Annotated in this window: 13 protein-coding genes; all 13 read left to right on the forward strand. The window is 63.1% G+C overall.

Annotation, left to right across the window (positions count from 1 at the left end):
- Nucleotides 1–21 precede the first annotated feature (21 nt).
- The 13 genes from OXG30_16690 to OXG30_16750 all read left to right on the forward strand — a co-directional run bounded on the left by OXG30_16690 (nt 22) and on the right by OXG30_16750 (nt 14581).
- Nucleotides 22–855 carry a sigma-70 family RNA polymerase sigma factor gene (locus OXG30_16690; protein ID MCY4136530.1) on the forward strand — a complete coding sequence of 278 codons (834 nt, stop codon included), beginning with the start codon at nt 22–24 and terminating at the stop codon, nt 853–855.
- A 55-nt stretch (nt 856–910) separates the two neighbouring features.
- Nucleotides 911–2284 (forward strand): 3-deoxy-7-phosphoheptulonate synthase class II, encoded by a 1374-nt coding sequence (locus OXG30_16695; GenBank protein MCY4136531.1) that lies wholly within the window; start codon nt 911–913, stop codon nt 2282–2284.
- A 150-nt stretch (nt 2285–2434) separates the two neighbouring features.
- Nucleotides 2435–4219: a nitrite/sulfite reductase gene (locus OXG30_16700; GenBank protein ID MCY4136532.1), complete on the forward strand. Its 1785-nt coding sequence runs from the start codon at nt 2435–2437 to the stop codon at nt 4217–4219.
- 37 nt (nt 4220–4256) lie between these two features.
- The gene (locus tag OXG30_16705; GenBank protein ID MCY4136533.1) at nt 4257–4931 is read left to right on the forward strand and encodes a phosphoadenylyl-sulfate reductase; all 675 of its coding nucleotides are present in this window, start codon (nt 4257–4259) and stop codon (nt 4929–4931) included.
- A gap of 60 nt (nt 4932–4991) precedes the next feature.
- A complete protein-coding gene (locus OXG30_16710; protein ID MCY4136534.1) occupies nt 4992–5759 on the forward strand; it encodes an SDR family NAD(P)-dependent oxidoreductase in 768 nt (255 codons plus the stop codon).
- Nucleotides 5760–5773: 14 nt separating this feature from the next.
- Nucleotides 5774–7420 carry an AMP-binding protein gene (locus tag OXG30_16715; protein MCY4136535.1) on the forward strand — a complete coding sequence of 549 codons (1647 nt, stop codon included), beginning with the start codon at nt 5774–5776 and terminating at the stop codon, nt 7418–7420.
- 71 nt (nt 7421–7491) lie between these two features.
- The gene (locus OXG30_16720) at nt 7492–8688 is read left to right on the forward strand and encodes a sulfotransferase (protein MCY4136536.1); all 1197 of its coding nucleotides are present in this window, start codon (nt 7492–7494) and stop codon (nt 8686–8688) included.
- A 3-nt stretch (nt 8689–8691) separates the two neighbouring features.
- The gene (locus OXG30_16725; GenBank protein MCY4136537.1) at nt 8692–9078 is read left to right on the forward strand and encodes a VOC family protein; all 387 of its coding nucleotides are present in this window, start codon (nt 8692–8694) and stop codon (nt 9076–9078) included.
- The gene (locus OXG30_16730) at nt 9071–10267 is read left to right on the forward strand and encodes a cytochrome P450 (protein MCY4136538.1); all 1197 of its coding nucleotides are present in this window, start codon (nt 9071–9073) and stop codon (nt 10265–10267) included. Before OXG30_16725 ends, OXG30_16730 begins: the two co-directional genes overlap by 8 nt.
- A gap of 82 nt (nt 10268–10349) precedes the next feature.
- A complete protein-coding gene (locus OXG30_16735) occupies nt 10350–10781 on the forward strand; it encodes a VOC family protein (GenBank protein MCY4136539.1) in 432 nt (143 codons plus the stop codon).
- Between the two features lie 86 nt (nt 10782–10867).
- On the forward strand, nt 10868–11332 hold the full coding sequence (locus OXG30_16740) for a hypothetical protein (GenBank protein ID MCY4136540.1): 465 nt from the start codon (nt 10868–10870) through the stop codon (nt 11330–11332).
- A complete protein-coding gene (locus OXG30_16745; GenBank protein ID MCY4136541.1) occupies nt 11332–11676 on the forward strand; it encodes a hypothetical protein in 345 nt (114 codons plus the stop codon). The genes OXG30_16740 and OXG30_16745 overlap by 1 nt, the downstream gene beginning before the upstream one ends.
- 52 nt (nt 11677–11728) lie before the next feature.
- Nucleotides 11729–14581 (forward strand): AAA family ATPase, encoded by a 2853-nt coding sequence (locus tag OXG30_16750; GenBank protein MCY4136542.1) that lies wholly within the window; start codon nt 11729–11731, stop codon nt 14579–14581.
- The last annotated feature ends 21 nt before the right edge of the window (nt 14582–14602 follow it).

A 14602-nucleotide genomic window follows, 5' to 3' on the forward strand; every position in this document is an offset into this window, starting at 1 on the left:
AAGACAACAAGACAGGGACAAATGGACGATTCAACAGGCCAGTATCTCAACGCAATCGGCTTGGTGCCGCTCCTCACCAAAGAAGACGAAGTACGACTTGCTCAGACAATCGAGCGAGGCCGCGAGGCCCAAGCCCGGTTGGACGCCGGAGAACGCAGCCCCCGGCTGCATACCCAAGTACGAGAAGCTGCCAAAGCCAAGGAGCGCTTCATTCGAGCCAACCTTCGCCTGGTGGTCAGCGTGGCCAAGAAATACCCCCTGCCCACCGGCATGGAACTGCTGGATTTGGTGCAGGAGGGCAATTTGGGTTTGGACCGAGCGGTGGAGAAGTTCGACTGGCGCAAGGGATTCAAGTTCTCCACCTACGCCACCTTCTGGATCCGCCAGTCCATCGGTCGGGCGCTGGACCAAAAGGCCAACCTGATCCGGCTTCCCGGCGAGCGGGCCGCCAGTCTGAGGGCTGCGGTGCGCCAAGCCACCGGGGGCGGCGAAGAGTTGGACTCCGAGCACGCCCTGCTGCACCGGCTCACCTCGCTCACATCGTTGAATACCACGGTGGGAGACGACAACAACAGCGAACTGGTAGATCTCCAGCCCGATGCCAGCCCCGGACCAGAAGATCTGACCATGGCCGCCGACCAGTCGGCCACGCTAGCTGGGCTGCTCAGCGATCTGGACGAAAGGGCCCGGTTCGCAGTGGAAATGCGCTACGGGCTCATTGACGGGGAAAAGCACAGCTACCGGGAGATCGGCGAAGCGCTGGGGCTGACCTCAGAGGCCATCCGACGCATCATCGGCCGATCGCTGGACTCGGTCCGGGCTCGGGCCGAACTGCTGGATATCGACGCCGCGTAGCCTCCCGCCAGTAATTGGTTTTGCCTCATAGTCGACGACAGGCGACCATTTTGCCATGAGTTCGGCCCCAGTCGAAGCGGCCAGCACGCCTCCGGTTGCCTGGAATCCCGCGTCTTGGCATGACCGGCCGGCAGCCCAGCAACCGCAATGGCCCGACCAGGCCACGCTGGATCAGGTACTCAAGACGCTGGGCGAACTGCCTCCGCTGGTTTTCGCCGGTGAAGCCCGCCAGCTCCAAGATCAGCTCGCGGAGGCCGCCGCGGGCCGGGCATTCGTTCTCCAGGCCGGAGACTGCGCCGAGTCCTTCGACGGTGTGACCGCCGACAGCATCCGAGACAAGCTCAAGGTCATCCTCCAAATGGCGGTGGTGCTGGCTTTCTCGGCCGGGGTGCCCACGGTGAAGATTGGCCGGATTGCCGGCCAATTCGCCAAACCCCGGTCATCGTCCACCGAGGTGGTCGACGATGTGGAACTCCCCTCCTTCCGGGGCCACATGGTCAACGACATCAGCTTTTCCGAACACTCGCGCGTCGCCGATCCTGAACGCCTAGTGCGGGCCTACCACCAGTCGGCGTCCACACTCAACCTGCTACGGGCATTCACCAAGGGGGGTTACGCCGATCTCCGCCAAGTCCACGTGTGGAATCAGGAGTTCATCGCCGCCAGCCCAGAGGGACGACGCTATGAGCGGGTGGCCGACGGCATTGAAGCCGCTTTGCGATTCATGGCCGCCTGTGGAATCTCCACCGACGCCCCTGAATTGCACCAGGTGGACTTCTTCACTAGCCACGAGGCGCTGGTGCTCGACTACGAACAGGCCCTCACCCGCCAAGACTCCATTACCGGCCAGTGGTACGACTGCTCGGCCCACATGTTGTGGATCGGCGAGCGCACCCGCCAGCTCGACGGGGCCCACGTGGAGTTTATGCGGGGCATCAAGAACCCGTTGGGCTGCAAGCTGGGACCAACCACCACCCCCGCAGATGTACTCGAGCTTTGCCAGATCCTCAATCCCGACCGAATTCCCGGCCGGCTCACCCTCATCAGTCGCATGGGCGCCGACAAGGTGTCCGATGCGCTGCCGCCTCTGCTAGCCGCCGTGCGCGATGCCAGCCATCCGGTTGTTTGGGAGTGCGACCCCATGCACGGCAACACCTACACCACCGCCGGCGGGCGAAAGACCCGCCACTTCGACGACGTGATGGCCGAGATCGACCGCTATTTCACGGCTCACGCCGAGGCCGACACCTGGCCCGGAGGCATCCACGTGGAGATCACCGGCGACGATGTCACCGAATGCGTGGGCGGCGCCGAGGCCATCAGCGACGACGATTTGGAGCGCCGCTACGAGACCATGTGCGATCCCCGCCTCAACGGCACCCAGAGCCTGGAATTGGCCTTCCGGGTCGCCGAGCGGCTCAGCGTCTGACGCTGCGACAATCCTGTTTTCGGATTATTCGGACCAAAACACTCGGAATTTGATTTCAGGTCGCTATCCTGATAAACAACTAATCGGATCAAAGTAGTCCGATTTAGTGGTTGCCTGAACCCCGATCCCCAACACCCCGAAGAAGGTCCGATGGTCACGGTCCAAATCGACAACACCGCGGTAATCGACCCCGCTCAGCAAGCCGACATCGACAAGTTCGAGCGGATGCTGGCTCGCTACAAGGCCGGTGAGATACCAGAGGACGTGATGCGGGTGTTCCGCCTGAACAACGGCATCTATGGACAGCGCCAGGGCGGGACCAACCAGATGGTGCGGGTCAAGATCCCCGCTGGCATCGCCCACCCCGAACACTTCGAGGCTTTGGCCCACATCGCCCGGACCTATTCCCGAGGCTGGGGCCACATCACCACTCGCCAGAACATCCAATTCCACTATGTGCAGATCGACGACGTTCCCGACGTGATGCGAACCCTGGCCTCGGTGGGGCTCACCACCCGGGAGGCCTGCGGCGACACCGTCCGCAACGTGCAGGGCTGCCATCTGGCCGGCGCCTGCCCCCATGAGGTGCTCGACATCACCGCCTGGGCCAGGGCTACCGCACTGCACTTCTTGCGCCATCCCTACGCCCAGCGCCTGCCCCGCAAGTTCAAGATCAACTTCTCGGGGTGCGCCACCGACTGCGGTCAGGCCATGTTCAACGACGTGGGCGTAATCGCCGCCACCCGCGAGGTGGACGGTGGCGTGGAGGCTGGGTTCCGGGTGTTCGTGGCCGGCGGCCTGGGGGCCAACCCCCATCCGGCGCTGGCCCTGGAAGACTTCACCTCCCGCGAGGACCTGCTTCCCACCATCGAGGCCTGCCTGCGGGTGTTCGACCACGACGGCTATCGGGACAACAAGCTCCGGGCACGAATGAAGTGGCTGGTGGAGAAGTTGGGCTTCGAGGAGCTCCAGCGCCGCATTTTCCGGGAACGCAAGTTCTTGCTGGCCTCCTCCAGTTGGCCCGGCGGCATCCCCGATTTGGTGAAGATCCACGGCGACGCTCCTGCTGGGCGCCACGCTGAAATCGAGGTCACACCGGTGGGTCAAGGGGTGGCGGTCTCCATTGGCGGCCGGGCGCCGTACGAACGGTGGGAGCAGGCCAACGTGGTGCGGGGCGCGGCCAAGGGCACGGTCTCGGCCTATGCCTGGGCCCGTCTGGGCGACATCACCGCCGACCAATTCGACTCTCTGGCCGACATCCAGCGGGAACTGGGCGCGGAGTGCCGGATCACCAACCGCCAGAACATCGTCTTCCGCGACTTGGCCGAGCACCAGCTTCCCCGGCTGTTCGAGGCCTTGTCGTCTATCGGCATGGCCGAGCCCGGCGCGGAGCTGTTGAGCGATGTTGTGGCCTGCCCCGGCGCCGACACCTGCAACCTGGCCGTGACCCAGTCCCGGGGTTTGGCCGACGCCATCGGCAACCGCTTGGACGAGGAAGGCCTCGCCGAGGTGGGCGGTTTGCGAATAAACATCTCGGGCTGCACCAATTCGTGCGGCCAGCACCACGCCTCCGACATCGGCTTCTTCGGTGCCGAGCGCCGAGCGCACGGGCGGTCGGCACCGGGCTACCAGATGCTTCTCGGCGGCTATGTGGGCGACTCCCAGATCCACTTTGGTACCAAGGCCCTGCGTCTGCCGGCCCGCAATGCCCCAGAAGCGGTGGTGCGGGTGGTGCGCCAGTTCACCGCCGAACGGGAGGCCGGCGAAGAGTTCCGCCACTGGCTGGAGCGCAAGGGCGGATCGAGGGAGGTCGGCAAGACGCTGACCGACTTGGACGAGTTCCCCTTGCCCGACGATGGACCCGAGTTCTACGTCGACTACGACGAGACCGGTCCCTACGAAGCGGTGATCGGCGATTCTGAATGCGCAACCTGAGGCCCGCGGCAACCGTCATCCCGATCGGCAATTCCGAATGCGCAACCTGACCGTACCGTCGTTCACCGACGAAGAACTGGCCGCTCTCAACGAGGAGTTCGAGGGGCTGCCCGCGGAGAAGGTCATCCAGTGGGGAGTGGACAACTTCTCACCCCACCTGGCCCTGGCCGCGTCGATGACCGACGCGGTGCTGATTGATTTGGCCGTGAAGGTGGACCCAGCCATCGAGGTGGTGTTCATCGACACCGGGTTCCACTTCCCCGAGACGCTGGAGACGGTGGAGCGGGTGCGACGCCACTACGGCCTGAACCTGCGGCTGATGACGGTGGCCCGCCACGACCCCGAACTGTGGAACATGGATCCGGAGAACTGCTGCTCAGCGGTCAAAGCGGGCCAGCTCGACCGAGCGCTGGCCGGCAAGGCGGCCTGGATGAGCGGTCTTCGCCGGGTTGAGGCAGTAACTCGGGCATCGGCCCCCATCGTGGTGCGCGACCTGAGGGGTCTGGTGAAACTGAACCCCATCGCCACCTGGACCGACGAGCAGGTGGCCGACTACATGGCCGAGCACCGGGTACCGTTCAACCCCCTGTTGGAGCGGGGCTACCCCTCCATCGGCTGCATGCCCTGTACCAAGCCCGTGGCCCCCGGCGACGACCCCCGCTCCGGCCGCTGGGCCGGCACCGACAAGACCGAGTGCGGCCTGCACGACTAGGCGCTCTCAGCCTGTCGATCGAAGTCATCCTCTCGCCTGCCACCGCATAGGGTGGCCGCCATGTCTGCATTGGAGATGTCACCGACCACCGGTGTGGTGGTCACGGGAGGAGCGTCGGGGATTGGACGGGCTTGCGCTCGCGCCTTGGCCGAGGTGGGGCGACCGGTGTCGCTGTGGGACCTCAACGGCGACGGCGCGGCCGAGACAGCGGCCTCGATTGCCGCCGACTGCGGAGTGGTGACCCACTCGGTCGGGCTAGACGTGACCGACCGAACCGCGATTGATGAGGCAGTGGTCTCCGCCCGAGGGGAGTTGGGCACCATCGGCGGGTTGGTCCACGCCGCGGGGATCGTGACCTCCATGGACATCGACCACCTCACCGAGGAGATCTGGGACTCGGTGATCGGGGTGAACCTGCGGGCCGAGGTATTTGTGGCCCAAGCCCTACTGGCCGACCTCCGCAGCCATGAAGGATCGGCCATCGTGGGAATCGGGTCCATCATGTCGGTGGTGGGCAGCCCGACAATTCCGTCGTACACCGCCTCCAAGCATGGCGTGGTGGGACTGACAAAGTCGCTGGCCAACTACCTCGGCCCCGACGGCATCCGGGTGAACGCCGCGGGCCCCGGCTACATCGAGACGCCGATGACCGCCGTGATGATGGACGACCCCCCAAGCAAGGCCGCCTGTGTGGAAAAGGCCCCGCTCGGCCGGGTGGGCACCCCCGCTGACATCGCAAAGGCCGTCCGCTTCCTCATGTCCGACGAGGCCGGATTCGTGACCGGCACCATCCTCATCGTCGACGGCGGCGTTACCAGCCACGACTAAGGCGGCGTTCCGACGTGGAAGGGGCAGTGCTGTCATCGGCGTCAGGGCCCACTGACATCCCCCTGCTCGACGAGACCATTTCGGAGAATCTGGCCCGGACAGTGGCCGCCCATGGCGATCGGGACGCGCTGGTGTCTGTCGAACAAGGGCTTCGCTACACCTACCGGGAGTTTGCAGACGCGGTCGACGAGGTGGCCCCTGGGCTGTTAGCGCTGGACGTGCAAGTGGGCGACCGGGTAGGGATCTGGAGTCCAAACTGTGCGGAGTGGGTATTGGTGCAATACGCCACGGCCCAAATAGGCGCGATCTTGGTCACCATCAACCCGGCTTACCGGACGGCCGAGCTGGAATACGTGCTCAACCAGTCTGGCATCAGCGTGCTGGTGGCTGCGGAGTCGTTCTCCCACAGCGACTACCGGGGCATGGTCGAGGAGGTGTGGGACCGGGTGCCGGCCCGGCAGGCGGTGTACCTCCAGACTTCGGATTGGGATGAGCTTCTGGCCGGTGGGGCCGCGGTTTCTTCTGATCGGCTGGTGAAGCGAGCCGCGGGACTGCGACCGGATGATCCGATCAATATCCAGTACACCAGCGGGACCACCGGGTTTCCCAAGGGGGCCACGCTCAGCCACCGCAACATATTGAACAACGGCTTTTTCGTGGGTGAGGCCTGCGGCTACACCCCCGCCGACCGGGTGTGCATTCCGGTGCCGTTCTACCACTGCTTCGGCATGGTGCTGGGCAATTTGGCCTGCACCACCCACGGGGCGGCCATGGTGGTCCCCTCCGCGGGATTCGACGCCGCGGCCGCCTTGCGGGCCTGCGAGCAGGAGCGTTGCACCAGCTTGTACGGGGTGCCGACCATGTTCATCGCCGAACTGGGCGAGCCCGACCTCGACAACTACGACCTGTCATCGCTGCGCACCGGGATTATGGCTGGCTCGCCATGCCCGGTGGAGGTGATGAAGCAGGTGGTGGACCGGATGAATATGAACCAGGTGACCATCGCCTACGGCATGACCGAGACCTCCCCTGTCTCCACCCAGACCTCCGCCGACGACTCGCTCGACAAGCGAGTTGCCACCGTGGGCCGGACCCATCCCCACGTGGAAGTCCGCATTGCCGATCCTGAGTCCGGCGACACTGTTCCCCGGGGCCAAGCCGGAGAGCTCATGACCCGGGGCTACTCGGTGATGCTGGGCTACTGGGACGATGAAGCCCGCACCGCCGAGGCCATCGACGACGAAGGCTGGATGCATACCGGCGACCTCGCCACCATGGACGACGACGGCTACATCAACATCGTCGGGCGCATCAAAGACATGATCATCCGGGGCGGCGAGAACGTCTATCCCCGCGAAATCGAGGAGTACCTCTACCGCCATCCCGACGTAGTAGAGGTGCAGGTGATCGGGGTGCCCGATGCCCGATACGGCGAGGAGATCATGGCCTGGGTGCAACTGCGGGATGGGGCTGCACTGGACGCCGACGACATCAAGGCGTTCTGCCAAGGGCAGATCGCCCACTACAAAATCCCCCGCTACATCAAGTTCACTGACGAGTTCCCCATGACCATCACCGGCAAGATCCAGAAGTACCTGATGCGGGAGCAGTCGATTCAAGAACTCGGTTTGGGCGCAACAGCCCAAGAACGACACGCTTGACAGCAGAACCAAGCGAGGAAGCAAAGATGGGGCACTACGAACACTTGCCGCGACCTGACTGGGTACGGCGCATGAACTTGTTTGGGACGGCGGTAGGAGATCCGGCCCGGCTGGTGAACCTGGACGCCGACGAGATGCTGGCGATAGCAGTCGAATCGGTAGGCCTGTCGGACTTCGGCGACGAACCGGGCTGGGAGGCCGGCTACCGGGCGTTGTGCGATGCACTAAATGAAGACGCCCAGCTGAATGTGGTGGGGCGGCTCAGTGCCCGGGGAGAGATTGTTCGAAACCTGCAGAACCGGCTGCGGATGGTGGACTATTGGAAGGCCAACCCCGATGCCCTCGCGGCCGATGTCGCCGCGCCGGTTTTCGTCTCCGGACCGCCCCGCACTGGGACCACCATCCTGCTGGAGCTTTTGGCGCTGGACCCCAACTTGCGAGGCGTGCGGGGATACGAGGCCCACTTCCCACTGGGAACGCTGCCGGAGACGGGGGCCGACCCGCTGCTGTGCAGTGAGCCGGAACAGGAGTTCTGGGCCGACATCCAGCCCGAGTTCATGACGATGCACGAGCTGCGCAGCGACCTGCCAGTGGAGTGCATCCACTTCTGCCAGCCCGAGTTCCGCAGCTGGCACTGGCCGATGATGCACGCCATCGGCGATCTTGCCGAACGGGGTGCCCCTCTTGATTTCGGCGCGGTGTACCGATGGCACAAGAACTTCCTACAGACTTTGCAGCACGTCGACGGAGCGCCGGCCCAGTTCCTGTTGAAGTCGCCAGCCCACATGGGAACGCTTACCGACCTTTTTGCCGCCTACCCCGATGCCCGGGTGATCCTGACCCATCGCGACCCGGTCAGGTTCTTGGGCTCGGTGGCCAACCTCACCACCACCCTCCACTGGATGCGAACTGATTCGGTAGCCCCGAGTGAGAATGGCCCGGTGATGCTGTTCATCTACCAGATGATGATGGACATGGTTATGCGCCAGCGGGCCTCGGGAGAGGTTCCCGACAACCAGATTGCCGATCTCTTGTTCCGGGATCTGGTGAGCGAGCCGGTGACCGCGTTACAGGCCGTGTACGACCGATTGGGCCTGGAGTTCTCCGACGAGCTGGCCACCGCCATCCCCGCCTATCTGGCCGATAAGCCCAAGGACAAGTTCGGCAAGCACGTCTACGACCCTATTGCTCTCGGACTCGACGAGTCCGCCATCCGCGACCAGTTCGCCGAATACATCGCTCACCACAACATCCCCCTCGAAGACTGAGCTGTGAACGAAGTCACAAAACCGCTGATCAGGTCAATCCTTCATGTGCAGGTCGCCATCCCGGTTGGCGGAGAAGACAAGGCTCGGGCGTTCTATGGCGGGCTGCTGGGGTTGGTTGAAGTCGCCAAGCCGCCCGAGCTGGCCAAGCGGGGCGGATGCTGGTTCGAACTGCCGGAGGGGACGTGCGGGCAGTTGCACCTGGGAGCCGACCCAGACTTCCGACCGGCCCGAAAGGCGCATGTGGCTTTCCAGGCCACCGATCTGGGTGAATTGGCCGACGCCGCCCGATCTCAGGAATATGAAGTGGTCAACGACACAGCCGATGGGACTGAGCGTGTCTACGTTTACGACCCGTTTGGCAACCGCCTAGAGTTCTGCGCCCATGATTGACGCGGCGTCGCTGGACGATCCCGATACGTTTGTCGCGGGGCTGCCGCTGGGGTTGTTGGCCCAACTCCGGGAAGAGGAACCGGTGCACTGGCTCCCCCACCGGCGGGGCGGAGGGCGCTATGTGGTCACCAGCTACCAATACGTGCGGGAGTTCAACCGGGACTGGCGGCAATTCTCCTCCTCCCAGCTGGCTGTTTCAGGGGGCGAGGGCGAGCACCGCGGCCAAGGGGCCATCACCTTGCTGGAGTTCGACCCTCCGGACCACACCGCGCTGCGTCTGTTGGTGAATCGGGGATTCACTCCCCGCGCCATCCGTCGACTGGAGGAAAGCGCCCACCGCATCGCGGGTGAGCTAGTCGACAAGTTCATAGCCGAGGGTGGGGGCGACGCCGCCGAGTTGCTAGCCGCCCAGCTGCCCCTCCAGGTGACGGGTGAGATGCTGGGCATCCCGGTGTCCGACCGGAACGACATCTTGGCCTGGACCAACACCGCCATCGGGGCTTTCGACCCCGAGATGTGCCCAACGATGGACGACGCCCGGGCGGCCATGGCCAACTTCGCCAAATACGGCCAAGCCCACATCGCCCGCCGGAAGGGCGAGCCCGGCGACGACGTGTTCAGCAGCCTCGTCCACGCCGAATACGAAGGACGGCGGCTCACCGATGAGGAGTTGGGCGGATGGTGGCAGCTCTTGGTCACCGGCAGCACTGAGACCACCCGCAACCTGCTGAGCAGCGGGCTGATGCTGCTGTTGGACCACCCCGACCAGGCCACGGCGCTGGCCGCCGATGAGTCGCTGCTGGACGGGGCCATCGACGAGATGCTGCGGGTGGTGACCCCGGTCATGCACCACCAGCGACGGGTGACCGCTCCGACGGAGCACGAAAGCGGGGTCAGCTTCGAGTCCGGGCAGATCGTTGACCTCTGGATGACCTCGGCTAATCGCGATCCCGAGGTGTTCGACAACCCCGACGTCTTCGACATCCGCAGAGACGCCAGCCACCACCTGTCGCTCGGCTCCGGGGGTCCCCACTACTGCTTGGGCGCCAACCTGGCCAAGACCGAGGCCCGGGCCTACTTCTCGGCCCTGGTCCCCTACCTAGGACGCATGGAGCGGACCGGTCCTGAGTCGAGGCTTCGCACCACCCATTTCAACAGCCTCAAGCACTTGCCGGTGGCAGTGAAATAGTTCGCTCTCCCGCCGGGTTGTAGAGCATGACGCAGGCGACTCGTGTTGTCGGCTATGAGAAGATGGTTCAAGAGGAGGCCCAATGAGGTTGCAGCTGGCGTTGAACGTGTCCGATCTGGAAGAGGCGGTGGACTTCTACTCCCGCCTCTTCGGGGTGGAGCCCGCCCGACGGCGACCGGGGTACGCCAACTTCGCCATCGATGAACCGCCGCTCAAGCTGGTGCTGTTCGAGGCCGGCAGCGGGGCGGCCGACGAAGAAGGGTGCTGCAACGGCGCTGGCGGCACGATCAACCATCTTGGGGTGGAGGTGGAGACCACCGAAGAGGTGCTCGACGCTGAACGCCGAATCAGCGAATCGGGCCTAGCCACTTCGGGAGTGGACGACACCCAGTGCTGCTTTGCCGAGAAGACCGAGACTTGGATAGCCGGCCCCGACGGCACCGCCTGGGAATGGTACGTCCGCACCGGCGACAGCGAAGTCCTAGAGAACGTGGTGACCGCCACCCGCAGCTGAGCCCCACCTCCTACCTGGGGCCCATCACGAGAGCTAGGTTGCCGATACTGGCTTGATATCTGAATTAGTTCAGATATTCTGACTCGATGCAGGTTATCGAGCGCACCTTCTCCGAATTCCTCCGACAGCCGAAAGAGGTGACGGCCGACCTTTCCCAGCACGACGTGGTGCTGCGCCGGCGCAATGCCCCCGATCTTTACCTCAGCCTCGCCGCCCGCGACACAAGCCGGGCTAAGACCATCGAATGTCTGGCCCGCCTTCTCTGCAAAATTTCTGCGGATTCTCCCGGAGCAATGGAAGATGCCATTGAGGACGCCTTCCCATGGGTCGAATTCCTCTCTGCCGATGGCCGTCGCGAATTCGCCGAGGATCTGACGCGGACCATTCTGGCCTCGGCCAGCGTCGAGAGCTTTGAACTAGTCGATCTCACCATCGACTCTTGGCAGAATACGGCCGAAATACTCAGCGACCCCGAACTCACCGCCCTGCTCTCCGGTCCCTTCACCATCACCCACGGCGGACCCGTCCTTCCTCCCCCTGCCGCTGACTGATGCCCCGACGCCGGGACCGAGTCGCCCCACCGCCGCGCAAGGGCGGATGGGACTGCCGCTTCGACAACAATGCAGCAGCCAAGTCCTGGGAACAGGTCAGCGCCTCTGTCCCCAACAATGTCCGAGCGGCATGGGAGCTCATCACCGCCGATCCTCGTCGTTGGGATAGGCGCCAAAAGTCGCTAAAGGACGACTTGGCCACGGCAGTAGTCAATGGCATCGAGATGCCCCAGTGGCAATACGAGGTCACCGCCGGTGCCCGCATCTGGTACTGCATCGACGACGACAAGAAAACCATCTGGGTGACCGCCGTCCACCCCGGCCACCCCAAAGCCACCGAGTAGGCATTCTGCCGTCGGGGGCAAGCTGTCACAGGCAGGGGATAGATTGTCAGCGATGGCAGAAATAGAAGTTTCAGACAGGGAACGGCAACTCCGCAAGCGCTGGTATGAAGCGCATCGAAGGCGATTCTTGGCGGATGAGGTAGGGCTCAGCCAGATTGACAGCAACTACGCAGGGTTTGATGCCAGCGCCGCGGAGGCTTTGGAGTTGCTGGTGGGCCTTCGGCGATCGGGCGGCTTGGATGCCTTCATCGGGGAAATTCGCAAGTGGGCGGTGAAGCCCGGCACGCTTGCTTTCAACGGGCACAGCGGCCAAATGATGTTGAACCAGTTGGCTAAACATTCTGACGATCCCGAACGGTTAGCCATGTTACTGGCCGAATCGCTCAGCGAACCGGGCTCCGAACGGGATGCTGTCAGCAAAATCGCCACCCTGGTCGCCTACGTGGAAGAGATCAAGGTCGGCAGCCACCCGGCACCTGGGCATGTCCCATTTCTGTGCTCGTATTTCTGGGGACTCGCCAATCATCAGCGCTGGCCGGTGATTTGGACGAGCGGCACCTCCTACATTGAATACTCCACCGGGGAAAGCCTGCCCGAAGACCAAGCAGAAAAGTACGGGTTCTTCCTGAAATGCATAAGGGAGCTCACTGATGATCCCGTCGAGTTCGAGAAGACTGCCTCTTGGTGGCAGAGCCAAGGGCCTGTATTTCTTGACGAGGTGCTGGCTGATCGCGCTTCGTTCGGTTTGGAGGCCGAGTTGGCGACAGAAGAGGACTTGGGGCGCAACGCCCGCGCCTTGGTGAGCGTCGCCAGCTTTTGGGGCAAACGGCTTGCCAATGATGTCGAAGAGGCACTCGGACGTGCAGTCACCGTTGGCAAACCCTCGGTACACCTCAAGCAGGGCAATCCAAGATCTGACGTCTGGGTGGACTGGCGAGTCCAAAGTTCACATGCGAATGACCTCAATCTGCGGGTTTGGACAGTTCCTCAGGGCGCAGCGGTGGGCTTGCGGCCCGGGGTCAGAACCAAGGGCTGGAGGAAGAAAATCGCCGAGGTCCTCGACCGGGCCGATTATCCGGGCTGTCGCGTGCTCGGAAATGCCAACACCCCCATCGGCGACGATGTTGGCCTGTTAGGCGCACACGGCGGGGAAATTGTCTACGGACGGTGGTTGGACCGGGAGAACTTTGCAGACCTCGACTTGGCGGCCACGGTTGTTGAGACGGCTAGGCAGCTGAGGCCGTTGTTCGATGAGATGTTGACCCTCGCCACTGACTCGCCGCCCGGCCCGCGGGAGGTTCCTGACGATCATTTCCTCAAGCCGCTAGTGGAGAAGTGGTTAGCTGAAACCGATTACCCGAACCAATGGCACAAAGACGCAGTAGCGCAGCGCGAGCGCTTCGCCGAGCTGCTGGCTCCTGAAAGGATTTCGATAGACGACTGGCCAGAAATCCGCCGCATTTGGACTACGAAGGAGGCTGGCGGCGCAGGGGCGATGGGTACCTTGAATACAGCACTCAAGGATGCGGACGAGTCTGAAATCCGCAGATTTCTAGAGATCGTTCGCTACTTGTGCTGGGGGACAGATCCCGATGTAGAGCGTATTCGCCGAGTTCTTGAAGATGACGAAATGCGGTTTACAGGATTGGGCGAATCCCTGGTCATGAAGTTTCTGTGGATCTCCCACCCAGAACGTTACGGGAGTATCTACAAGTATTGGGACGATAACGGCAAGCAGGCAGTTCTCAATCGTCTCAACATCGAAGAGCCAAGCGGTTCCCGGGCCGAGAGGCAATATGAGTCCGCACGGATTCTCAACGAGCTAACCGAGCCGTTCTTTCCCGGGGACACATTGGCTCAGTCGGATTTTTTCTGGTGGGTGCTCCGTCGACCTGAAGAGCCAGAGAACGGAGTACCAGGGACTGGGGAGTCTGACTCAGAGGGCGAAACCGACCTGATGGAGGATCTGGCTGCGGAGCTGTTGATTCAACGGGAGTTCTTGGACGATGCGGTGGCCCTGCTGGAGGACAAGGGGCAGGTGATCTTCTATGGGCCGCCGGGGACGGGGAAGACCTACTTGGCTCGCAAGTTGGCCGAAGCCCTCACCGCTGACCCGAGCCGTCGGGCGTTGGTGCAGTTTCACCCGTCTAGTTCCTACGAAGACTTCTTTGAGGGATACCGGCCCGAAGCCGAAGAAGGCGACATGACTTATCGACTCACCCCGGGCCCCCTTGCGCTTATGGCTGAACGGGCCGAGGAATCCCCTGCTCGTCAGCATGTGATGATCATCGATGAGATCAACCGGGCCAATCTTCCCAAGGTGCTGGGCGAGTTGCTGTTCTTGCTGGAGTACCGGGACGAGAGCATCCAAACCCTGTACCGGCCCGAGGAAGAGTTCGCGTTGCCGGGCAACCTCTGGTTCATCGGCACCATGAACACGGCAGACCGCTCGATTGCCCTTGTGGATGCCGCCCTGCGCCGCCGGTTCCACTTCATCCCGTTTTTCCCGAACCGCAAGCCAATAGCGGGGCTGTTGGATCGCTGGCTCGAGGCGAACGATGAACCTGCGTGGGTGGGCGAGTTTGTGGCACAAGTCAACGACGAACTCAAAGATGTATTAGGTGGGGACGACTTGCTTGTCGGGCCAAGTCACTTCATGAAGGACGGCTTAGACACCGAGGCTGTGCGGCGAATTTGGGAGTACAACATCGAACCGTTCATCGAAGACCAGTTCTTCGGCGATCCTGCGGAGATCGAGCGGTTCAGGTTTGACAATGTCTATCGGCGGTACCGCAGCTATTCGGGTCAAGACGAACTGGAGGCGGTCCAAGAACAGCCCGCAACCACCGAGCCGTCCGACGAGGACGACGAATCGCAAGAAAACCAACACGGCGAGGCGGAGTGATCAACACGATCACGCTCTACG

The sequence above is a fragment of the bacterium genome (assembly GCA_026708015.1).
In the GTDB taxonomy this organism is placed as follows: domain Bacteria; phylum Actinomycetota; class Acidimicrobiia; order Acidimicrobiales; family Bin134; genus Poriferisocius.